The sequence below is a fragment of the Mesorhizobium sp. M0815 genome, assembly GCF_040319995.1.
Classification (GTDB): Bacteria; Pseudomonadota; Alphaproteobacteria; order Rhizobiales; family Rhizobiaceae; genus Mesorhizobium.
This window is the reverse complement of the sequence record NZ_JAMYOU010000031.1, coordinates 1-21,250: the sequence shown is the minus strand read 5'-3', so window position 1 is coordinate 21,250 and position 21,250 is coordinate 1. Positions and strand designations below refer to the sequence as shown.

24 protein-coding genes are annotated in these 21,250 nt (G+C 62.7%); 14 read left to right on the top strand and 10 right to left on the bottom strand.

What is annotated here, in order from left to right; translation table 11 throughout:
• Nucleotides 1–24: 24 nt before the first annotated feature.
• Both NKI01_RS25720 and NKI01_RS25715 read right to left on the bottom strand, forming a co-directional pair.
• Complete coding sequence (locus NKI01_RS25720; protein ID WP_352484558.1) at nt 25–1,008, bottom strand: glutaminase; 984 nt, start codon at nt 1,006–1,008, stop codon at nt 25–27.
• A gap of 11 nt (nt 1,009–1,019) precedes the next feature.
• On the bottom strand, nt 1,020–2,168 hold the full coding sequence (locus NKI01_RS25715; RefSeq protein ID WP_352587620.1) for a pyridoxal phosphate-dependent aminotransferase: 1,149 nt from the start codon (nt 2,166–2,168) through the stop codon (nt 1,020–1,022).
• 146 nt (nt 2,169–2,314) lie between these two features.
• On the opposite strand from NKI01_RS25715, the gene NKI01_RS25710 reads away from it, so the two are divergent.
• From NKI01_RS25710 to aat, 6 genes are all read left to right on the top strand, one after another.
• A complete protein-coding gene (locus NKI01_RS25710) occupies nt 2,315–3,709 on the top strand; it encodes a M48 family metalloprotease (RefSeq protein WP_352965127.1) in 1,395 nt (464 codons plus the stop codon).
• A gap of 70 nt (nt 3,710–3,779) precedes the next feature.
• A complete protein-coding gene (locus tag NKI01_RS25705) occupies nt 3,780–4,583 on the top strand; it encodes a DsbA family protein (protein WP_352894823.1) in 804 nt (267 codons plus the stop codon).
• Between the two features lie 163 nt (nt 4,584–4,746).
• The gene (aroQ, locus tag NKI01_RS25700) at nt 4,747–5,181 is read left to right on the top strand and encodes a type II 3-dehydroquinate dehydratase (RefSeq protein WP_352894822.1); all 435 of its coding nucleotides are present in this window, start codon (nt 4,747–4,749) and stop codon (nt 5,179–5,181) included.
• 26 nt (nt 5,182–5,207) lie between these two features.
• Nucleotides 5,208–5,666 (top strand): acetyl-CoA carboxylase biotin carboxyl carrier protein, encoded by a 459-nt coding sequence (gene accB, locus NKI01_RS25695; RefSeq protein ID WP_352894820.1) that lies wholly within the window; start codon nt 5,208–5,210, stop codon nt 5,664–5,666.
• A 19-nt stretch (nt 5,667–5,685) separates the two neighbouring features.
• Complete coding sequence (gene accC / locus NKI01_RS25690; protein ID WP_352859693.1) at nt 5,686–7,029, top strand: acetyl-CoA carboxylase biotin carboxylase subunit; 1,344 nt, start codon at nt 5,686–5,688, stop codon at nt 7,027–7,029.
• 15 nt (nt 7,030–7,044) lie between these two features.
• Nucleotides 7,045–7,662: a leucyl/phenylalanyl-tRNA--protein transferase gene (gene aat, locus NKI01_RS25685; RefSeq protein WP_023717475.1), complete on the top strand. Its 618-nt coding sequence runs from the start codon at nt 7,045–7,047 to the stop codon at nt 7,660–7,662.
• Nucleotides 7,663–7,774: 112 nt separating this feature from the next.
• On the opposite strand, the gene NKI01_RS25680 is transcribed toward aat, so the two are convergent.
• The 3 genes from NKI01_RS25680 to NKI01_RS25670 form a co-directional block, all read right to left on the bottom strand.
• Nucleotides 7,775–8,143: a hypothetical protein gene (locus tag NKI01_RS25680; RefSeq protein WP_352965145.1), complete on the bottom strand. Its 369-nt coding sequence runs from the start codon at nt 8,141–8,143 to the stop codon at nt 7,775–7,777.
• Between the two features lie 86 nt (nt 8,144–8,229).
• Complete coding sequence (locus NKI01_RS25675; RefSeq protein WP_352484552.1) at nt 8,230–8,721, bottom strand: DUF2155 domain-containing protein; 492 nt, start codon at nt 8,719–8,721, stop codon at nt 8,230–8,232.
• A 156-nt stretch (nt 8,722–8,877) separates the two neighbouring features.
• The gene (locus NKI01_RS25670) at nt 8,878–9,276 is read right to left on the bottom strand and encodes an NADH:ubiquinone oxidoreductase subunit NDUFA12 (protein ID WP_352484551.1); all 399 of its coding nucleotides are present in this window, start codon (nt 9,274–9,276) and stop codon (nt 8,878–8,880) included.
• A 246-nt stretch (nt 9,277–9,522) separates the two neighbouring features.
• Here NKI01_RS25670 and NKI01_RS25665 point away from each other — a divergent pair, with 246 nt between their 5' ends.
• From NKI01_RS25665 to NKI01_RS25645, 5 genes are all read left to right on the top strand, one after another.
• Complete coding sequence (locus tag NKI01_RS25665; protein ID WP_352818020.1) at nt 9,523–10,683, top strand: helix-turn-helix transcriptional regulator; 1,161 nt, start codon at nt 9,523–9,525, stop codon at nt 10,681–10,683.
• Between the two features lie 207 nt (nt 10,684–10,890).
• Nucleotides 10,891–12,291: an ArnT family glycosyltransferase gene (locus NKI01_RS25660; RefSeq protein ID WP_352484549.1), complete on the top strand. Its 1,401-nt coding sequence runs from the start codon at nt 10,891–10,893 to the stop codon at nt 12,289–12,291.
• Between the two features lie 94 nt (nt 12,292–12,385).
• On the top strand, nt 12,386–12,685 hold the full coding sequence (locus NKI01_RS25655) for a hypothetical protein (RefSeq protein ID WP_352484548.1): 300 nt from the start codon (nt 12,386–12,388) through the stop codon (nt 12,683–12,685).
• A gap of 147 nt (nt 12,686–12,832) precedes the next feature.
• Nucleotides 12,833–14,044, top strand: a complete 1,212-nt coding sequence (locus NKI01_RS25650; RefSeq protein ID WP_352894817.1) for a hypothetical protein — start codon at nt 12,833–12,835, stop codon at nt 14,042–14,044.
• 151 nt (nt 14,045–14,195) lie between these two features.
• On the top strand, nt 14,196–14,537 hold the full coding sequence (locus NKI01_RS25645) for a hypothetical protein (RefSeq protein WP_352894815.1): 342 nt from the start codon (nt 14,196–14,198) through the stop codon (nt 14,535–14,537).
• Nucleotides 14,538–14,553: 16 nt separating this feature from the next.
• Here NKI01_RS25645 and NKI01_RS25640 read toward each other — a convergent pair whose 3' ends face one another.
• The 4 genes from NKI01_RS25640 to NKI01_RS25625 all read right to left on the bottom strand — a co-directional run bounded on the left by NKI01_RS25640 (nt 14,554) and on the right by NKI01_RS25625 (nt 18,036).
• The gene (locus NKI01_RS25640) at nt 14,554–15,042 is read right to left on the bottom strand and encodes a GNAT family N-acetyltransferase (RefSeq protein ID WP_023717466.1); all 489 of its coding nucleotides are present in this window, start codon (nt 15,040–15,042) and stop codon (nt 14,554–14,556) included.
• A gap of 1 nt (nt 15,043) precedes the next feature.
• Nucleotides 15,044–16,543, bottom strand: coding sequence for an Asp-tRNA(Asn)/Glu-tRNA(Gln) amidotransferase subunit GatB (gatB, locus tag NKI01_RS25635; protein WP_352894813.1), 1,500 nt, complete (start codon nt 16,541–16,543; stop codon nt 15,044–15,046).
• Between the two features lie 190 nt (nt 16,544–16,733).
• A complete protein-coding gene (locus NKI01_RS25630; protein WP_023717464.1) occupies nt 16,734–17,165 on the bottom strand; it encodes a CBS domain-containing protein in 432 nt (143 codons plus the stop codon).
• Between the two features lie 100 nt (nt 17,166–17,265).
• Nucleotides 17,266–18,036 carry a rhomboid family intramembrane serine protease gene (locus NKI01_RS25625; RefSeq protein ID WP_023717463.1) on the bottom strand — a complete coding sequence of 257 codons (771 nt, stop codon included), beginning with the start codon at nt 18,034–18,036 and terminating at the stop codon, nt 17,266–17,268.
• 392 nt (nt 18,037–18,428) lie between these two features.
• On the opposite strand from NKI01_RS25625, the gene NKI01_RS25620 reads away from it, so the two are divergent.
• The 3 genes from NKI01_RS25620 (at nt 18,429) to NKI01_RS25610 (ending at nt 20,628) form a co-directional block, all read left to right on the top strand.
• A complete protein-coding gene (locus tag NKI01_RS25620; protein WP_023717462.1) occupies nt 18,429–19,067 on the top strand; it encodes a PAS domain-containing protein in 639 nt (212 codons plus the stop codon).
• Between the two features lie 116 nt (nt 19,068–19,183).
• A complete protein-coding gene (locus tag NKI01_RS25615) occupies nt 19,184–19,801 on the top strand; it encodes a PilZ domain-containing protein (protein ID WP_352965124.1) in 618 nt (205 codons plus the stop codon).
• Nucleotides 19,802–20,022: 221 nt separating this feature from the next.
• Nucleotides 20,023–20,628 (top strand): transglutaminase-like cysteine peptidase, encoded by a 606-nt coding sequence (locus NKI01_RS25610; RefSeq protein WP_352965123.1) that lies wholly within the window; start codon nt 20,023–20,025, stop codon nt 20,626–20,628.
• Nucleotides 20,629–20,758: 130 nt separating this feature from the next.
• Here the strand turns inward: NKI01_RS25610 and NKI01_RS25605 are convergent.
• On the bottom strand, nt 20,759–21,250 hold a 492-nt coding region (locus NKI01_RS25605; protein WP_502899470.1), incomplete at its 5' end, for a gamma carbonic anhydrase family protein.

Genomic DNA, 21,250 nt, shown 5'->3' with positions numbered 1-21,250 from the left:
CGTGCCAATTCCAGGCGACAGGCACTATGGCGCGAAGATCGACCAGTTCATCATCTTCGCCAGTTTCTCCAGCGCGATCGAGCCCAGCCTGGAATTGCCATTGGCATTGAGGCCAGGCGACCACACCGCAAGCGAGGCGACGCCCGGCACGATCCCCAATATGCCGCCGCCAACGCCGCTCTTGCCGGGAATGCCGACACGGAAAGCGAAGTCGCCGGAGCCGTCATAATGGCCGCAGGTCAGCATCATCGCGCCGATGCGGCGGGCGCGCTCGGCCGAGACGACGGAATGCCCGGTCGCCGGATTGTTGCCGCCATTGGCGAGAAAGCGCCCGGCCAGGGCGAGTTGCCGGCAGCTCATGGCGATCGCGCAATGGTGGAAATAAACGCCCAGCGCCAGTTCCGGCGCGTGATTGAGATTACCGAACGATTTCATGTAATTGGCAAGCGCAAAATTGCGAAAGCCGGTGGCACGTTCGGACGCCGCGACCTCGCGATCGATGATGATCGTGTCGTCATCGGCCAGGAACTGGATGAAGCGCAGGATCTCGCCGATCGCCTCGCGCGGCTGATGGCCGGCAAGCAGGATGTCTGAAACGACGATGGCGCCGGCATTGATGAACGGATTGCGCGGAATGCCGTTCTCGTGCTCGAGCTGGACGATCGAGTTGAACGGATTGCCCGACGGTTCGCGTCCGACCCGTTGCCATAGCGCGTCGCCGACATTGCCGAGCGCCAGCGTCAGCGTGAATACCTTTGAGATGCTCTGGATCGAAAATGCCTCGTCGGCGTCGCCCGCGGTCAGCACGCGGCCGTCATTGGTCACCGCGGCAATGCCGAATTTTTTCGGGTCGATCTTGCTCAGCTGCGGAATATAGCTGGCAACGTCGCCGCGATCGGCACGCTCCGCCATTTCGGCGGCAACCTCGCGCAGTGCCTGTTCAAGCTGGGGCGCCTGTCCAAGTTGGGGCGCCTGTCCGCGTTGCGGCGCCTGTTCAAGCTCCGGCATCGTCGTCCCCGCTACTTCAGCCAGCGTTCGATACGCGCCATCGCCTCGACCATGTCGTCGTGGCTGCCGGCGTAGGAAAAGCGCATCGTGCGATGGCCCTGCAGCGGATCGAAATCGCGGCCGGGCGTCGCCGCCACATGCGCCTCGGCAAGCATCCTGCGCGCAAACGCCATGCTGTCGTTGGTGTGCCGGGTGACGTCGCAGAAGGCGTAGAAGGCGCCGTCCATGGGCGCAGCAAGCGCAAAGCCGAGGTCCGGCAGGCGTTGCATCAAGAGCTCGCGGTTCCAGGCGTAACGCGCCTTCACCGCCTCCAGCTCTTCTGTCGCCTTGAACGCTTCGATCGCGGCAATCTGGGACAGTTCGGGCGGCGAGATGTAGAGGCTCTGGGCGATGCGCTCGATCGGCCGCACCAAATCCTGCGGCAGCACCATCCAGCCGATGCGCCAGCCGGTCATGCAATAATATTTCGAGAAGGAATTGATCACCGTCACGTCCGCGCCGAAAGACAGCGCAGTCGTGTCGGGCGCCGCATAGGCCAGCCGGTGGTAGATCTCGTCTGAGATCACGGCGATGCCAAGCTCGCGCGCCGTCTCGACCAGCGCCTCGAGATCGCCGGCGGGAATGACCGCGCCGGTCGGATTGGCCGGGCTGGCGAACAGCACGCCTTTCAGCGGTTTTTCGCGGTGCGCGGCTTTCAGGTGCTCGGCATGAAGATAGGCGGCGCCGCCGAGCTCGATCTCGGCGATGTCGATGCCGAGCGCAGCCATGATGTTGCGATAGGCCGGATAGCCCGGCGCGGCGATGGCGACGCGGTCGCCCGGATCGAACATCGCCAGGAAGGCAAGGTTGAAGGCAGCCGACGATCCGGTGGTAACGGCTACCCGCTCGGGCGGCACGTCAAGCCCGTAATGCTCGCCATAATGGGCCGCGATTGCCTTGCGCAGGCCGGCGAGGCCCAGCGCGTCGGTATAGCCGATGCGGCCTGCTTTCAAGGCGCTCGCCGCCGCTTCGCGAACCCCGGCCGGTGCCGGGTCGGACGGCTGGCCGACTGCCATGGAAACGACCGGCACGCCCTTGGCCTTCAGCCGATTCGCCTCGGCCAGGATGTCCATGGCGTGGAACGGCTCGACGGCGCCGCGGCGCGAAAGCGAAACAACCATTTTTCAATCCACCACACTTGTCCGCACGTGCCGGCCATGCAGGCCGCGCCGCACAAATGCCCGATTGATGTGGGGATCACAAGTTCGGTAAGTTTTAAGGTGCCGACTTTTCATCCTTCGCCCGCTCGTCTACCAGTGGACCTGCCATGTTAAGCCGACCCAGATCGACGATCGCCAGGACAGCGCGCGCCTTCGCGACGCTTTCGCTTGCCGCGGTGCTAGCCATGGCTGGCTCGGTCAACGCGTTTGCGCAGAATGTGCCGGTGGTGCGCGATGCCGAGATCGAGGCGCTGGTGCGGGATTACGCACGGCCGATCTTCAAAGCGGCCGGCTTATCGGGCGACGCCATCAACATCGTGCTGGTCAACGACCAGAGCTTCAACGCCTTTGTTGCTGGCCGCCGCATGTTCATCAACACCGGCGCGCTGATGACAGCCGAAACGCCCAACGAGATCATCGGGGTCATCGCCCACGAGGCCGGCCATATCGCCGGCGGACACCAGCAAAAGTTGCGCGAACAGCTCGAGCGCGCCAAGACGATGGCAATCCTGGCGACGCTGCTTGGCGCCGGCGCCATGGTGGCCGGCGCCACCAGCAATAGCCGCGGCCTCGCTGGGGCCGGCATGGGCGTGATGGCCGGCGGCGGCGAGATGGCGCAACGCAGTATCCTCGCCTATCAGCGCACCGAAGAGATGACCGCCGACCGCTCGGCAATCGCTTATCTCAATGCTACCGGCCAGTCCGGCATGGGCATGCTGAAGACGTTCAGCCGTTTCCAGAATGCATTGTCGCTCTCGGGCGCCCAAGTCGATCCCTACAAGATCAGCCATCCGATGCCGCAGGAGCGTATCGCCAATCTCGAAGTGCTGGTGAAGCAGAGCCCTTACCTCGACAAGGTCGACCCACCGACACTGCAGCAGCGCCACGACATGATGCGCATCAAGATCGCCGCCTATATGCAAGGACAGGCCGCGGCGTCGCGATTGATACGCAAGAACCCCGGCAGTCTCGCCTCGCGCTATGGCGACGCGCAGATGACCTATCTCTTCGGCAATCTGGCCTCGGCGCTCACCAAGACCAACGCACTGATCAAGGAACAGCCGAAAAATCCCTATTTCCAGGAATTGCGCGGCGACATCCTGATGAAGGCGAACAGGCCGAAGGATGCGGCGGACGCCTATGCCAGGTCGGTCAGCCTCGATCCGGCGCGATCCGGGCTGCTGCCGGTCTCGTACGGCCAGGCGCTGATGGCTATCGGCACGCCGGATTCGCTGAAGAAGGCGGTGGCGCAGATCAACACGGGCCTCGGGCGGGATCGCGAAAACGCCGCCGGATACCGCTATCTGGCACAGGCCTATGGCGAACTCGGCAACATCCCGGCGGCCGAGCTTGCGACCGCCGAAGGGCATTTCTATTCCGGCGACTACAAGAATGCGAAGATCTTCGCCATGCGGGCGCAGCAGAGCATGAAGCGGGGCGAGCCGGGCTGGCTTCGCGCGCAGGACATTATAAACTACGCAACATCAGGTAAGAAGAAGTGAACCTTTCGGACGCACGCTGCGACACAGCCGAACCGAGCGGACCCGAACACAGGCTAGAGGATCGAGGATCATGACCAAGGCAATTCTGCTGGGCACTACCGGAGTGGCAGCCGCCCTCGCCATGCTGGCGTTCGGCTTCGTCGCCGGAAATCCGCAGACGGCGACGGCCGGCACGGCGCAGCTTGTCCAGACGGCGTCCTCGGAAACCAAGCTCGACCGCACCGAAGTCGAAGGCATCGTCCGCGACTATCTGCTGAAGAACCCGGAAGTGCTTCTGGAAGCCCAGCAGGCGCTCGAGGCCAAGCAGAAGGAAGAACAGCGCGTCGCCAGTCTCGGCGTCATCAAAGACGCCAAGGACCAGATTTTCAACTCCGCCTTCGACGGCGTTGTCGGCAATCCGAACGGCAAGGTCACCATCGTCGAGTTCTACGATTACAATTGCGGTTACTGCAAACGCGCAATCGATGACATGCGCGCGCTGACCAAGGTCGATCCGGACCTGCGTTTCGTGCTCAAGGAATTCCCGATCCTCGGCCCTGATTCGCAGAAGGCGAGCGTCGTCTCGATGGCCTTCCACTTGATGAAGCCGGAGAAATACGGCGAATTCCACAACGCGCTGCTCGGCGGCCAGGGGCGCGCCACCGAGGCGGCGGCAATCAAGGTGGCGCTGTCGCTCGGCGCCGACGAGGCTGCGCTGCGCGAAAAGATGAAGGACCCGAGCATCACTGAGGCCTTCTCCAAGACCTATGATCTTGCCACCAAGCTCGCCATCACCGGAACGCCGTCCTATGTCGTCGGCAACGAGGTTGTGTTCGGCGCGCTCGGCCAGGAAGTGCTGGCCGAAAAGATCGAGGCGGCGAAGGCCGCACTCTGATTAGCGTTCGGGTTTCGATCAGGCTGCGGGTTTCCGGCGCGGGCCGTTTTCCGGCTGTTGTGGACGGCGAAAGAACGCACTTGCGCTCTTTTCGCCAGCGTCTATGCCCATTATAGAGGGTCCGGCGCGCCGGCTTAGCCGCGCCGGGAAAGGTCGGCATTTTTTGAAAACGGTTTTCGTCCTGAACGGCCCCAATCTCAACGCGCTCGGCAAGCGCGAGCCGGGCATCTATGGCGGCAAGACGCTTGCGGCGATCGCCGACGACTGCAAGCAGGCGGGTGCCGCACTTGGGCTGGAGATCGATTTCCGCCAGTCGAACCATGAGGGCGACCTCGTCGACTGGATCCACGAGGCCGCCGAGAAGGCCGCCGCAATCGTCATCAATCCAGGCGCCTACGGCCACACCTCGGTCGCCATTCACGATGCCATCCGCGCCGTCGCGCCGCTGCCGGTCGCTGAGGTGCATCTCTCCAACATCCACGCGCGGGAACCATTCCGCCACGTCTCCATGGTCGCGCCGGTCGCTGTCGGCATGATCTGCGGGTTCGGGCCGCTCGGCTACACGCTGGCGCTGCAGGCGCTGGCTGCACGCCTATGACCGGCCAACAAACAGAAGGCTCGAAAATGTCGATAAAGAAGAACGGTGTTGACCAGCAGCTGATCCGCGATCTGGCGGGCATACTGAACGACACCAACCTGACCGAGATCGAGGTCGAGCTGGGCGATCTGAAGGTGCGCGTCTCACGGCAGGCGCCGGCCGTCCATGCGATCGCCGCAGCGCCGCCGGCCTATGCCCCGGCAGCAACGCAGCCTGCGGCAGCGGCCGCGCCGGCGACGCCCGACGTGTCGAAGAACGCCGTCGCCTCGCCAATGGTCGGCACCGCCTATCTGGCACCGTCGCCCGACGCCAAGCCGTTCATCGAAATCGGCCAGAAGGTCAAGGAAGGCCAGACGCTGCTGATCATCGAGGCGATGAAGACGATGAACCAGATCCCCTCGCCGCGCGCCGGCATGGTGACGGCGATCCTGTTCGAAGATGCGCAGCCGGTCGAATACGGCATGCCGCTCGTCGTGATCGAGTAGAGCCGGGAACAGGCGAAAGATGTTCCAGAAAATCCTCATCGCCAATCGCGGCGAAATTGCCCTCAGGGTGCTGCGCGCTTGCAAGGAGCTTGGCATCCAGACGGTGGTGGTGCATTCGACCGCCGACGCCGACGCCATGCATGTGCGTCTCGCCGACGAGAGCGTCTGCATCGGCCCGCCGCCGTCGCGCGACAGCTATCTCAACATCCACCAGATCGTCGCCGCCTGCGAGATCACCGGCGCCGACGCGGTGCATCCCGGCTACGGTTTTTTGTCGGAGAACGCCAAGTTCGCCGACATCCTCGCCGCGCACAACATCACCTTCATCGGTCCGACCGGCGACCATATCCGCATCATGGGCGACAAGATCGAGGCCAAGCGCACCGCAAAGCGCCTCGGCATTCCCGTGGTACCCGGCTCCGACGGCGCGGTCACCGAGGAAAAGGAGGCCAAGCGCATTGCCGCCGGGATCGGCTACCCCGTGATCATCAAGGCGTCGGCCGGCGGCGGCGGGCGCGGCATGAAAGTGGCGCATAGCGAGGCCGACCTCGAGGTGGCGCTGCAGACGGCACGCTCGGAGGCGGGCGCCGCCTTCGGCGACGACGCCGTCTATATCGAGAAGTATCTGCAGAAGCCGCGCCATATCGAAGTGCAGGTGTTCGGCGACGGCGCCGGGCGCGGCGTGCATTTCGGCGAGCGCGACTGCTCGCTGCAGCGCCGCCACCAGAAGGTCTGGGAAGAAGCGCCCTCGCCGGCGCTCAATGCCGAGGAGCGCGCACATATTGGCGGCGTCTGCGCCAAGGCGATCGCCGATCTCGGCTATTCCGGCGCCGGCACCATCGAATTCCTTTATGAGAACGGCGAGTTCTATTTCATCGAGATGAACACGCGCCTGCAGGTCGAACATCCGGTGACCGAGGCGATTACCGGCATCGACCTTGTGCACGAGCAGATCCGCGTCGCCTCGGGCGGCGGGCTTTCGGTGCGCCAGGAAGATATCCGCTTCCACGGCCATGCTATCGAATGCCGCATCAATGCCGAGGATCCGCGCACCTTCACCCCCTCGCCGGGCACCATCACCCACTTCCACACGCCAGGCGGCCTCGGCATCCGCGTCGATTCCGGCGTCTATTCCGGCTACAAGATCCCGCCCTACTACGACAGCCTGATCGGCAAGCTGATCGTGCACGGCCGCAACCGCGTCGAGTGCATGATGCGGCTGCGACGCGCGCTCGATGAATTCGTGGTCGACGGCATCAAGACCACGCTGCCGCTGTTTCGCGACCTCGTCGGCAACGCCGACATCGCCAATGGCGACTACGACATCCACTGGCTGGAAAAATATCTGGCCAAAGGCGAGTGACACAGGGGCGACGCGATGACCCGCCCCTACGCACCCGGCTATCGCATCCCGACCGACCTGTTGCTCAAAGCCTATGCCTCCGGCGTCTTCCCGATGGCCGAAAATGCCAATGACCCCGAGGTGTTCTGGGTGCGGCCGGAGACGCGCGGCATCATTCCGCTCGACGGTTTCCACATCCCGAAGAGCCTGAGGAAGACGATCCGCAAGGATCTGTTCGAATTCCGCATCGATTTCGATTTCGAGGCGACGATCGACGCCTGCGCCGAAAGACGCGAGGAACGGCGGTCGACCTGGATCAACGCACCAATCCGCGAAGCCTATGTCGAGCTGCATCGGATGGGCCATTGCCATTCGGTCGAGGCCTGGCACGACGACCGGCTGGTCGGCGGGCTCTACGGGGTGTCGCTCGGCCGGGTGTTCTTCGGCGAGAGCATGTTTGCCAGGGAGACCGACGCCTCGAAGGCCTGTCTGGTTCATCTGGTCGAGCGCCTGAAGGCGCGCGGCTTTGCGCTGCTCGATACGCAGTTCACGACCGAGCATCTCAAACGTTTCGGCGCAATCGACGTGCCACGTGGCAAGTACGAGAAGATGCTGGCCGAGGCGCTAAAGGGCGAGGCTGTGTTTTTTCCGTGATCTAGAACGGTTCATCGTTTCACGGAAACGCCGAACCGGTCTATTTTGTGTTTTGACGCAATTCCGCACGGAAAACCGTTCACACTTTTCCTGGAATTGCTCTACCGGCCGGTCAGCCCTTGGTCGCCGTCACCAGCGGTGTCTGTGCATGGAACATCATCTTCCAGCCATTGACGCGGTGGACATAGCCGGTACTGACCAGTGCTGCATAGGCTTCGCCATTTTGCCGGGTCGCACGCGCCTCGTAGGTCAGCATGACGATGTCGCTGCCGGGCTCGATGATGCCCTTGAGGTCGATGTCGAGCTCGCGCCAGCGCTTCGGCTCCGTCGCGGTTTTGGCCAGATCGGCGTTGCTCATCACCCGCGCCATCTGCAGGAAAGCCACCAGGCATTCGGTGTCGGCGTTGGCCTTGAAATAGTCGGCGTCGCCGGTCCAGAATCCCTTTTCGATGTCGAGAAGCTCGCTTTTGTTGGCCATCATCATGGCAACCTCCTCCCTAGAGAAGCCCCAACGCTCGGACAACAAGGCGGTTCCGCAAGACGCCGTATCCGCCGCGCTGACAGGTTCTAGTTGGTTTTGGGGGCAGCGGGTGCCGGCACGTCGGACTTCTGCTTGCAGCCCTTCAGCCAGATATCATAGACGGCGTGCTCGACGGCGTTGATCCCGGGGCTTTCGGCAAACATCCAGCCGGTGAAGATACGGCGGATTTTCCGGTCGAGCGTGATCTCGTCGACCTCGACGAACGAATCCGTCTTCGGCTCTTCGTTTTCCGGCCGCGAATAGCAGATGCGCGGCGTCACCTGCAAAGCGCCGAATTGCACCGTCTCGTCGATATAGACGTCGAAGGTGATGATCCGGCCGGTGATCTTGTCGATGCCGGCGAATTCAGCGACGGGATTGGTGATGCGCTCGGATACTGCGGGTGCTGCGGGTGCTGCGGGTGCCACCGACGCGTCCGGCGCAGGCGGCGCCAACTCCTGCGCAGCAGCAAGCGCCACCATAGAAGCGAGAACGACCGCGGTTGATCCGCCCGTCAAAATTCGGCTGAACATGCTCATGCAAGGTCCGGTGGTTTGCGCCCGGGTGATTCTCTTAACGCCAAGGCTAGTTGCTGCTGTCGGATCAGCAAACAGCTAAACAGCAATTGTGGCGACAAAGGACCGCGCCCGTGGGGACGGTGCCTGTGGGAACCGCGCGCGTGTCGCGGCGATCGATCACGAACCGGGCGTCCAGGCGTCGTAGTCGCCCGTCACCTGCGGACGATGCTGGTTGGTCAGCACCGAGCCCTTCGGGCGATAGGCTGCGGGGCTGCCGGTGAGGTTCGGCACATGCGGCTTTTGCCAGTCGCGGGGCTTGTAGTCTTCCGTTGGCGGCGCAACGTCGACACGGTGATGGATCCAGCCATGCCAGCCGGGCGGAATCGCCGAGGCTTCCGAATAGTCGCGGTAGATGACCCAGCGGCGGGTGCGGCCTTCCGAATCGACGCCGCCCTCGTAGTAGACGTTGCCGACCTCGTCCTGCCCGACCATCTTGCCGTGCCGCCAGGTGTGGAAGCGCGTTCCCAGCGTCTGGCTGTTCCACCAGGTGAAAAACTGCAGAAGGAAAGTTTTCATCCAAATCCTCGTGGCAAGTCCTTGTAGCAAGTCCTCGCGGCGCCTGTTCCTGCTTATGGCGTCACGGCATTGCGAAGGCAAGGGTCTTGCCGCAACCGACGAGCAAATGGCTGGCGGGCAAACTATACGTTCATGCGATCCTCGCGTCCGCGCGAAGCAGATGAAATGGGTTGTTGGCAACCTTACGCAGCGTTATTCTAGGAATTGATGCTTCGTCGCCTCAAGGGCGGCAAATGAGAGGGGCTCATGTCATCGCTGGCGGGCACGGCCGGTCGCGCATTGCCGCAGGTCGTTGAGGCGATCTACGATTCGATTGCCGACGTCGGCCGCTGGCAAGCGACACTCGAGGCCATCTGCAGCCTGGCGGAAGGCCAGCTTGCCATGCTCGCCGTCATCGACACGATCAGCAGTTCCGCGCGGTTTTCGGTGTCTTGCGGCGATCCCGCAGTTCTTGAGCCGTTGAAGCATGACTACGGCTCGCAAGTGCCGTTCTATGCGGCGGTTCCCAAGATGGAGATCGACGTGCCGTTCACTGTCGATTCGATCTACGCCCTGCAAGGTCCGGATACGCGACAGAGATGGCTCGAAAGCCGCATCGTGCGCGAATGGGTGCAACCCAACCGGCTGGACGATTTCTTCTGGGTGGCGTTGATGAAGCGGCCGACCCGGATCGGCACGCTGATGGTGGTTACCGACAAGGACAGGCGCCAGATTTCCAGCGAGGACCTCGAGCTTGTCTGCCTGCTGGCGCCGCATGTGCGGCGCGCGGTGACCATCGGCGACCTGTTCGAGGCGGAGCGGCGCAAGGCCGAAATCTTCCGTTCCATCATCGAAAGCCTTGACCATCCCGTGCTGATCGTCGCCGAAGACATGACCATCATCTTCGCCAACCCGACAGCCGAAGCGCTGCTCGCCGAAAACATCTCGGTCGCTTGCGTGCGCGGACAGCTTTCCTTCACCTATTCCAACGCCAATGCCGCGATCGGCCGTGCCGTCCAGCTCGGCACGCGCGACGAATTCGCGCTCGGACCTTGCGGCATCAACATTCCGCTGGCCAAGACGGCCGTTCCGGCGGTGGCCCATGTGATGCCGCTGGCGCGGCGTGAAATCTCGGCGCGTATCTCGCAGCGCGCCGCCGCGGCGATCTTCATCGCCGCGGCCGGTTCGGCACCAATCCCGGCGCTGGACGCCATTGCGGCGCTGTTCGGACTGACCGCGGCAGAAAGGCGCGTCGCCGGTCATGTTGCCGCCGGCCTGACGCGAAAGGAAATCGCCGCGGCCGGCGGCGTCTCGGACGGCACCGTCAAGTCGCAGCTGGCGACGATCTTCGACAAGACCGGTACCGGCGATCAGCGCGAGCTCGAACTCTTGATGCGCGAATTGTCGCCGCCGTTGCGCTCCAGTTGATTTGCGCAGATCCCCCGGACCGGCCGTGGTCCAAAAGGCTCGGCCGGTAAGTTTTCCAAGCCTTTAAGAACATCATCCGCAAAATCTGCAAAACGAAACCGGCATCGTTGCAATTCGGCCAAAATCATGGTGCGGTCGTTCGCGGTCCAGAAACGCGGCACTATGCTCGGCTGGAAAGAAAATGGTTTCTGGCGCGGATCTCGATCTTTGATACCGACATCTACCGAGCGGCTGCTCCCCTACCTTTTCCTGCTTGGGCTGATCGTCATCGCGGTCGCTTTCCGGCCACTGCTGCCCGTCGACGAAACGCGATATCTCAGCGTCACCTGGGAAATGTATCTGAGCGGACAGATCTTCGTCCCGACGATGAATTTCGCGCCCTATCTGCAGAAGCCGCCGCTGCTGTTTTGGCTTATCGACCTTGTCTGGACCGTTTTCGGCGCCAGCCGGCCGGCGGCGATGCTGGTCATCTTCGCCGCCTCCTCACTCGTCATCTGGCTGACGACGGCTTTGGCAAGGACCCTGTTTCCCGGCCGCGACGACATCGCACGGCGCGTCCCCTGGCTGGTCGCCGGAAGCAGCGTGTTCGTCATCTATTCGACGCTGATCCTGTTCGACCTGTTGCTGACGGTCTTTGTGCTCGCCGCGCTGTTGTCGTTGATTGCCTTTGCCCGGAGCGGCGACCGCTGGCACGCCGTTCTGGCCGGGCTGTTCATCGGCATGGGCGTGCTGACGAAAGGCCCGGTGGTGCTCATCCATATCGGCGCGCCCATCCTGTTCTACCCGTTCTGGCGCGACCGGCGGGCGGGACTGGCGACACCGAACTTCCTCGCTGGAGTGGGCCTGGCAGTGCTCGCCGCGCTAATTCCGGTGGCGATCTGGCTGGTGCCGGCGACCATTCTGACAAAGGGCAGTTTCGTCTATGATCTGGTCTGGAACCAATCGGCGGGGCGCGTCACCGGCAATTTGCGCAATTCGCACGGCCGGCCGTTCTACTTCTATCTGCTGCTGCTGCCGGTCATGTTCATGCCGTGGATTTTTATACCCGAGGTATGGCGATTGAAGCTGCGCACGCGGATACGCAGCCTGATCGAGACGAAGTCGCCCGATCTGCGCGCCTTGCGCTTACTGTCGTTCTCGTTCGTTGCCGTGTTGCTGGCGTTCAGCGCGATATCCGGCAAGCAGCCCCACTATGTCGTGCCGATGTTGCCGTTCGTGACCATCCTGTTCGGGTATTTCATGGCGGAGATCCCGCTCGCCAGGCTGAAAAGCTCGGCCGTCGTCATGCTTGTCATTTTCGGCATCGGCCATGCGGTGGCATCGGCAACCGCGTTCAAACGCTATGACCTGACGCCGCTCGCCAACTTCGTCGACGAGCGAAAGGATGCGGACTGGGCCGTGGCTTTCGACTATCAAGGCGAAGTCGGCTTCCTGGCCCGGTTGCAAAAGCCATTCGAAACCACCGACAAACCGGAAGAATGGCTTGGCTCGCATCCCAGCGGCTATGTCATCGACAAGGTTTCCAAGGATCCCGGCACCGCAGGGCAAATCGCGTTCCGGCTTCGCGTCGAACGCGGTTATCTCGTCGTGCTGAAGGGACAGCATTGACGGTCGTCACCGGTACGCGAATTCATCTCCCGCGCGGGAGATGAAGGCGTTGCTGCTCCGTGGTTCCATCGCTCGATAGAACCGGGAGGTATTCATGCGCAAGCTCATCTCGACAACGCTTTTTGTCTTATCGCTCGCTGTGGCCGGCCTTGCTGCCGATCCGGCATGGAGCTTCAAATGTCAGTCGGGTACGATCGGGCAAGGCAGTTGCTCCTGCTCCGGGACCGCCGACTGCACCGACATGCGGCATTCCAAAATGTGCAAGGGCGACCTGAACTGCGGTTCGGGCAAATGCTCCTGCACGGCCGCATTGGTAGTCGACCCAGGTCCGAAAACCCCCAAGCCCAAGGTCGTCGCGCCGAAGGCGACGACCAAGGGCGTCGTGAAGCAGTAGCCATCCAATCCGAAAGGACGGCGGCCCGACGTCGCTAGGCCCGCCCGATGTTTTCGCGGTTCATCCCCCGTGCGGGCGATGAACCGCCATCGGACAAATGCTGCTGTCTAGCCGGAGGGTGGTTTCCAACGACAGAGCGAGGATACCATGTTGAAAACCTGCACGATGCTGTTCTTCGGTCTGATGGCGGCCACCGCGGCCGCCCAGCCGCCGCCTTCGGGGCCGCCGGTTGCCAGTGCGGCACTTGCCCCATGCAACCCCACACAATCGAACAGGCCCTGCAAAGCCGAACTCGGCGTGTTCCTGATCACCAACACCGTCCGCAACCTGGCGCAGGCCAAGGTCGACGCCACCAACGCACAGCTAGCCGCCCAGGGACGATCATCGCGCGCATCGATCGAATCGCTGAAGCAATGGCGGCCGTCGCGCTTTGCGACGCAGATGCTGAACCAGCCGAACAGCTGGTTTGTCAAAGTTCCCTATATCCTCACCATCAAGGTCTCGATCCCGCTGACGTCCGACCGTCACATCGGCATTCCCATAGACGTCAACGTCTTCTGCAGCCGCTGGCAGACCGATTCCAGCCAGGTCATCATCCGCTCGCAACCCGGCCCGGCGAGCTTCGAAGGCGGCAACATCCTCGAAGATGTTTTCAACATCGGCAACTACATCGATGCCCAGGTACGCAGCTCGTTTTCGGCACCCCTGCCGGTGACGACGCCGGTTCCGAATTCGAAATGCTCGGCAATCGACGGGTCCGATGCCGGCACGCAAGCCACCGGCGACGATCTCATCTTCTGGACGGTGCCGCGACGCAACCTGATTGTGACGGACGCCATAGCCAAGCCGACGGTTGAAGTGACCTTCGACAGCCTCACGCGTCTGGCGGCCCGCGACTTCCACAACAATGTGGTCTATGCGGAATCCGAGGCCATTAACCTCAATGTCTACGCCAATGAGGACGGCCTTCAGAAGGCGCTGACGATGCGCGAAGGCGACGTGGCTGCGCTGAACCTTCCCGCACTCAGGCTCGACGCGCGAAAATACGATTCGCTGGTCGTCATCGGCAATGTCGACCAGCCGCCGAACGATCCCAGAGACAGCGCCTTCGCGGTAGCGGCCAAGAGTGCGGGATTCGGTGCCGGTTCCAAGATCATGCAGATCCCGAAGTGGTATTCGAGGCCTCCTGACCAGTTCAATCACAAGCCTACATGGATCAGAGTTCCGGGCTACGAGCTGCACTATACGGTGCGCTATCTCAACAGCGGCGGGCTGGCCGTCGACGGTGGAGCCAGTACGGTCCGGCCACCAAAAGTCGCTGTTCCGATAAAGAAGCTCATCAAGCCGAAAACGCCCTGACGCGGCCACTCGCGGATGACGGCGGCGGTTCGGACCGCCGCCGCCATCCCCCGCGCGGCAGATGCGGCAGCGCCTGCTTCATGGCCTGATCCTGCGGGAACAAACGCGCCGCTGCGCCACGAGCGAGCGGCGCCATCGATGGAGACAAACGATGCTGCACCTTCCCCACACCATGCCCGCTGTCCGGATCATTGCGGCAATCTCGCTGCTTGCCTTCCCGACCTTCCTGCCGCCGGTCACGAGCCCGGCGAACGCGCTGCCGGTCAGCCAATCCTGCCGGATCACCACCTATTACAAGACGGCGGCAAAGGCGACGGAGGTTGGCGTGCGCTCGACGTGCCAGGGCGTCAAAAAATGGGGTGTCACCTCGAAATATTACGAGGTCGAAAAAATCGAAGCCGCTACGCCCCCGCACACGTCGGGCGGCGGCGGCAGCCTGCCGTGCGAGTTTCTCGCTGCCGGCTGCTCCAACCTGCCTGTGAAACGCAACTGAGCGTCAGGCGAACGAGCTAGCCGATCGCCTTCTCCAAAACCAGCGCCGGCAACCCTGTGGCGCCGCCGCAATCGGCCGTGTTGCCGGCGGGCAAGAACCCTCTCGAGCGGTAGAAGGCGATGGCCGGGGCATTTGCTTCCTCGACCTCGACGCGTAGCGTTCGGGCCTCCGGAAAGCTGGCCTCAATCTCGTCCAGCAGCGCCTGGCCGATGCCTTGCCTGTGCCAGGCCGGATGCACGTAAAGCTGGTTCAGCATGACGATCCTGGCATCCGTGGTGGCGGCGGCGAAAGCCATGCCGCCGATGCTTTTGCCGTCGTCGGCGACCAGGAACTCCGAGTTCGGCCGCGTCAGCCGTGCTTTGAGCGCGGCGATCGAATGCCATTCATCGGTGATTTCGGTAACCCGCGCCGCGCCGTAGATGGCGTCATAGGTGGCATGCCATGTCTCGATCAGCAATGCGCGCACCGCCGCCAGATCGCGCTCGCCGGCGGTGCGGACGAACATCCTACTCGATCCCGAGCTTGGCCTTGACCAGCTCGTTGACCGCCTGCGGATTGGCCTTGCCGCCGGTCGCCTTCATCACCTGGCCGACGAACCAGCCGGCCATGGTCGGCTTGGCACGCGCCTGCTCGACCTTGTCCGGGTTGGCCGCGATCACCTCGTCGACCGCCCTTTCGATGGCGCCGGTGTCGGTGACCTGCTTCATGCCACGGCTTTCGACCAGCTGACGCGGATCGCCGCCCTCGTTCCAGACGATCTCGAACAGATCCTTGGCGATCTTGCCGGAGATGGTGCCTTCCTTGATCAGGTCGATGACGGCACCAAGCTGGTCGGGCGAAACAGGAGCGTTTTCAATATCCTTGCCGGCCTTGTTCAAGGCCCCCAGGAGGTCGTTGATGACCCAGTTGGCGGCGAGCTTGCCGTCGCGCCCGGCCGCCACCTTCTCGAAATAATCGGCGACCGCCTTTTCCGATACCAGGATCGAGGCATCGTAGGTCGACAGGCCAAGCGAAGCGATCAGCCGAGCCTTCTTGGCGTCGGGAAGTTCCGGCAGGTCCTTTGCCAACTCGTCGACATAGGCCTGGTCGAATTCCAGCGGCAGAAGATCGGGATCCGGGAAATAGCGGTAGTCATGCGCTTCTTCCTTGGAGCGCATCGAGCGCGTCTCACCCTTGTTGGGGTCGAACAGCCGCGTTTCCTGCTCGATCCTGCCGCCGTCCTCGAGGATGGCAATCTGGCGGCGCGCCTCATAGTCGATGGCCTGGCCGATGAAGCGGATCGAGTTGACGTTCTTGATCTCGCAGCGCGTGCCGAATTCGCCGCCGGGCCGGCGCACCGAGACGTTGACGTCGGCTCGCAACGAGCCTTCGTCCATATTGCCGTCGCAGGTGCCGAGATAGCGCACGATGGTGCGCAGCTTGGTGACATACGCTTTGGCTTCATCGGCGGAGCGCATATCCGGCTTGGAGACGATCTCCATCAGCGCCACGCCGGAGCGGTTGAGATCGACATAGGACATTGTCGCATGCTGGTCGTGCATCGACTTGCCCGCATCCTGCTCCAGGTGCAGACGCTCGATGCCGACCTCGATGTCCTCGAATTCGCCCTGCCGGTGCGGGCCGACCGAGACGATCACCTTGCCCTCGCCGACGATCGGCTGCTTGAACTGCGAGATCTGGTAGCCCTGCGGCAGATCGGGATAGAAATAGTTTTTCCTGTCGAAGACCGATTTGTGGTTGATCTCAGCCTTCAGGCCCAACCCGGTACGGATCGCCTGCTTGACGCATTCCTCGTTGATGACCGGCAGCATGCCGGGCATCGCCGCGTCGACCAGGCTGACATTGGCATTGGGCGCGGCGCCGAAAATGGTCGAGGCGCCGGAAAACAGCTTTGCCTGCGAGGTCACCTGCGCATGGACCTCGAGGCCGATGATGATCTCCCAGTCGCCGGTGGCGCCGGGAACCAGGCGCTTGGCGTCGGGCGTGCGGGTATCGATGAGGGTCATAGTGGCCTGCATAGTGGAATTGCGGATATGCGAGAACGCATATTTTGATGTGCAACTTCGCTAGTGCAAACCGCCAAGAGAGACAAGCGCAAAGCCGCGGGCGCCGACGCGGCACAGGCCCGCACCTGCCGCGATGGACTGCTATAGCAGCTTGAAAAAATTCAATGGCCGGCAACCCGGCCGCCCTCACCTATGCCGTGGCGATATAGGCCCTGATTTCCTCGGCCTCGCGCTCGACATCCTCGATGCGCCGCTTGACCACGTCGCCGATCGACACGATGCCGTCGAGCAGCCCGTTCTTTTCCACCGGCAGATGGCGGAAGCGGCCCTTGGTCATGATCTCCATGACCTCGTTGACGGTGTGGTTCTCATTGCAGATCTTCACCTTGGGCGTCATCGCCGAGCGGATGGCAAGGTCGAGCGCCGCCGCCCCCTCCTTGGCGAGAACCCGCACCACATCGCGCTCGGAAAGAATGCCGACGATCTTGTGATCGCCGTTGGTGATGACCAGCGCGCCGATCCTGTGTTCGGAAAGCATGCGGATGGCTTCGCTGAGCTTTTCGTTCGGCCCGAGCGTCACCACGTCGTGGCCTTTTGCCTCGAGAATTGCCTTAACAGTCATGACGTCCTCCTCTGCATTTCCTGCCGGCTCCTGCCTTGGCCGGCTTTCCCTAGTATGAACATGGTGCGCCGCGATCGGTTTCATTTCAAGTGCGGAGGTCTCAGGTGTCCGGCTCGTCCGCCTGTTGGAGCGCCTGCTCTCGCCGATCGAAGAACCGCAGGCCGAAGAAGCCGGCAAGAAAGCCGCCAATATGGGCTTCCCAGGCGATCTGGCCGTCAATGCCGGGCGCCAGGCCGAAGAGGCCGGTCGCCAGGTTGATCACCATCCACATGGCGAGAAAGGTGACGACGCCGCGCGAGCGCAGCACCGCCGCCATCGGCAAAGGCTGGCCGGCGAAGGCGGCCTTGCCCGACGAGCGGTCGATGCGGAAGCCATAGCGCGCCGCCGCACCCATCATGCCGGAAATCGCGCCGGAGGCGCCGACCAGCGGCGCTTCGCCAAGCGGATGCATGGCCCAGAACAGCGCCACCGCCGCCAGTCCGGTCGCGGCGAAGAACAGGCTGAAGCGCAACGCGCCGAAGCGGTTGGCCAGCGGTGAGCCGAAGGCCGCGAGCCACACCATGTTGATGGCAAGATGGGCAAAACCGCCATGCAGAAAGGCATAGGTAAAAGGGCTTGAAAACGCGAAGAAATCCAGGTCGAAGCGGCCGGAATAGCGGATCGGCACAAAGGCTGCCCGGACAAGCAGTTCGAAGTCCTGGTCGTCGGTCAGCCAATAGACCCGGATCAGATGGACGGCGACGCAGATGCCGATCACCGCCAGCACCACGGGCGGCAGGTTGAACACCGGTTCACGGCGTTGCTCCGGTTCGCGGGCGGCAGGCCCACTCTCGCCCTGCTCGATCTCCGGTGGGCTTTCTGGGTCGCTCATATGGCTTGCACTCAGTCGCTGGATTGGACTTCGCGAGCATGTAGATCACGGCCAACCGAATCACAAACGGCGAATCAGCAGCTCCGAATCAAAAAAGAAGCCGTCCAAGGTTTCCCTTGAACGGCTGGTCGAGCCCCCTTGCTCCCCCTGAACTCTTGACTGAAGTGCTGCCGATCGTCGCAAAACGACCGCTTCTGGAGTGGTTTTGGTGTGCCACAGGCCTGGCCGGCGCGCAACGTAAACCAGTTGTTAACCTTAACCGCCCCGACCCGTGAACAAGTATTAACGATGCTGGCACGCATCCTGCTCCGCAACGCATGTAGGTCTTCGGAGGGCGCCCTTCTGTTCACCGATGGGACATCAGAAGACAGAATGCGCGGAGCAGCATTAGCATGAACCAGACCGGATCGATCACGCTGTTCCATTATTGGAACCGATTGCGTGACGGACGCCCTGCCCCGAAGCGCTCGGAAGTCGAACCGGCCGACATCAAGTCGCTGCTGGCCGACACGTTCATCCTGGAAAAGGACACGCGCGGCGAAGCGGTGTTCCGGCTGGCCGGCACCAGGCTTTGCGCAGTCTATGGCCGTGAACTCAAGGGGTTTTCATTCCCTTCGCTGTGGCGCGAGAAGGACCAGCGGCTGATCTCGAAGCTGACCGATGGCGTCTTCGACCTGAAATCGGTGGTGCTCATCACCTATGAGGGTTTCAGCCGCAACGGCCGTTCCAACAGGTTCGAGCTGCTCGCACTGCCGCTCGACGGCGGTGTCGAGAGTCCGCGTTGCCTCGGCGTGATAAGCGCCGTTGAAAAGCCCTTCTGGCTGGGCGCCGACCCGGTTCTCGACGCGTTGATCGATTCGATCCGTGTCGTCGATCCCGACAAGGAGCCGATGTTCCTGAAGAACCGCCCGGCGATCGAAGTTCCCTCGCTCGCCCCATCGGAATTCGACCCGCCCGAGACGATTTCGGCGCTCGGCCAGGCCCGTCGCATCCGTCACCTGGTCGTCTTCGACGGCGGACGCGAAGAATGATGCCAAAGCTTAAAGCAACAGTGCCGGGCTTTCCCCTTTGTTAACCTGCTTTGTTGTAGTTTTCCGCTGAAATTCCCCGCATCCATGCGCGGAATGCCGAACGGGGTATGGCAGTCATGAGGTCAGCGGCGGTCGACCATGCGCCGTCCCAAGCTGAAAGGCGTAACTTTCAGCGCGTCCGCGTGAAGATTTACGGACGTTTCATGCTGGAAGACCGCACCGAACATCCCTGCCAGGTGGTCGACATGTCGCCCGGCAACGTCGCACTGCGCACCGAGCGCGCCGGCCTGCCGGGTGAAAAGGTCATTGCCTACATCGATCACATCGGCCGCATCGAAGGCGTCATCACCCGCACTTTGCAGGATGGCTTTGCGATGACCGTCATCGCGTCGGACCGCAAGCGGGACAAGCTCGCCGCGCAACTGACCTGGCTTGCCAACAAGCACGAGCTCGACCTGCCGGAAGACCGCCGCCATGAACGCGTGGCACCGCGCAACCCGACGAGCGTGCTGCAACTTGCTGACGGACGGCAGTACCAGTGCCGCATCATCGATCTGTCGCTGTCGGGCGCCGCGATCGAGATCGACGTCAAGCCGGCCATCGGCGTCCAGGTGACGGTGGGCACCATGCGCGGCCAGGTGGTGCGCCATTTCGAAGATGGCGTCGCCATCGAGTTCGCCGTCGTCCAGCGGCCGGAAACGCTCGACACCGAATTCAGCTCGCCGCGCGGCTGACGCGGAAGCTTTAGCACCATCGCGAAGATCGCCATCCTAGCTGTTCGAACGGTGCTACGAAGCATGGGAATGCACCCGGCTAGAATCCTTAAATAATTCTATACTCAATTGCATCAAATTTTATGTTTATTCTACGGGCGTTTTACTTAATGTCTACTTCGCGCTTTTGCGTCAAATAAATCCAGCCGTGTCATTGTCTCCTCAAACGGGGAGACTGAATAATGAAAAAGACGAGGGGCAAGCTGTTGCTGGCGGCAATAGCGATGCAGCTTTTCGGCTGGGGGATTGCAAGCGCGGCGGAGCCGGCGTTCATGCATACCGGCGGCCGCACCACGCAGCCGGTCGGTCACTACGAATTGTGCCGGCAGATTCCGCAGGAATGCAATCAGAGGACGCCGAACCGGGCACCGGTCGAACTCACCCGCAAGCTGTGGGCAACGATCGTCAAGATCAACAATTCGGTCAACAGCAGGGTCGCGCCGCGCACCGACATGGAAATGTGGGGCAAGGAAGAAGTCTGGTCGTTTCCCAAAGGCTTCGGCGACTGCGAGGACTATGCGCTGGAAAAGCGCCGCGAACTGATGAGCATGGGCGTGCCGGCCGGCGATCTGCTGATGACGGTGGTGCGCCAGCGCAACGGGGACGGCCATGCGGTGCTGACCGTGCGCACCAGCCTTGGAGAGTTCATCCTCGACAATCTCCAGCCCAAGGTGCTGTCCTGGACCATGACCAGTTACACCTACCTGAAGCGCCAGTCCGACCGCAATTCCGGCGCCTGGGTAACGATCAACGACGGCCGCTCCGACGCGGTCGCCAGCGTCCGCTGAGGACGCGACGGAAAACCCGGTCGAGTCCCCACCCTCCCCGTCCCCAACGACCGGGTTTAGGAGCCGGCCCCGTCCCCGGGCCGGCTCCACCATTTCTGGGCTTGCGATAGGCGGCCTTCACTGCCTGGCGCTAGACCTTCTTCAGCCCCGCCCTGAACCGCCTCCCATTGGCGACATAATGCGCGGCCGAGGCGCGTAGCCTCGCGATTGCTGTCTCGTCGAGCGTCCTGACGACGCGCGCGGGCGAGCCGACGATCAGCGAATTGTCGGGGAATTGCTTGCCTTCGGTGACCAGTGCACCAGCCCCGACCAGCGAGTTGTTACCGATCTTCGCGCCGTTCAGCACGATGGCGCCCATGCCGATCAGGCTGTTGTCGCCGATCGTGCAGCCATGCAGCAAGGCACGGTGGCCGATCGTGCAGCCTTGGCCGACGGTTAGCGGAAAGCCGGCGTCGGTGTGCATGATGGTATGCTCCTGCACGTTGGTGTCGGCGCCGATGACGATCGGCTCGTGGTGGCCGGCGGGGGCCACCCCCGCCAAGCAACCCGCCGTGGGGGCGGGGCGGGTTTTTGCGCTAACCGTGGGGGGGGGCGGGCGGCCCTTTGGGTGGGGGGGCAGGGA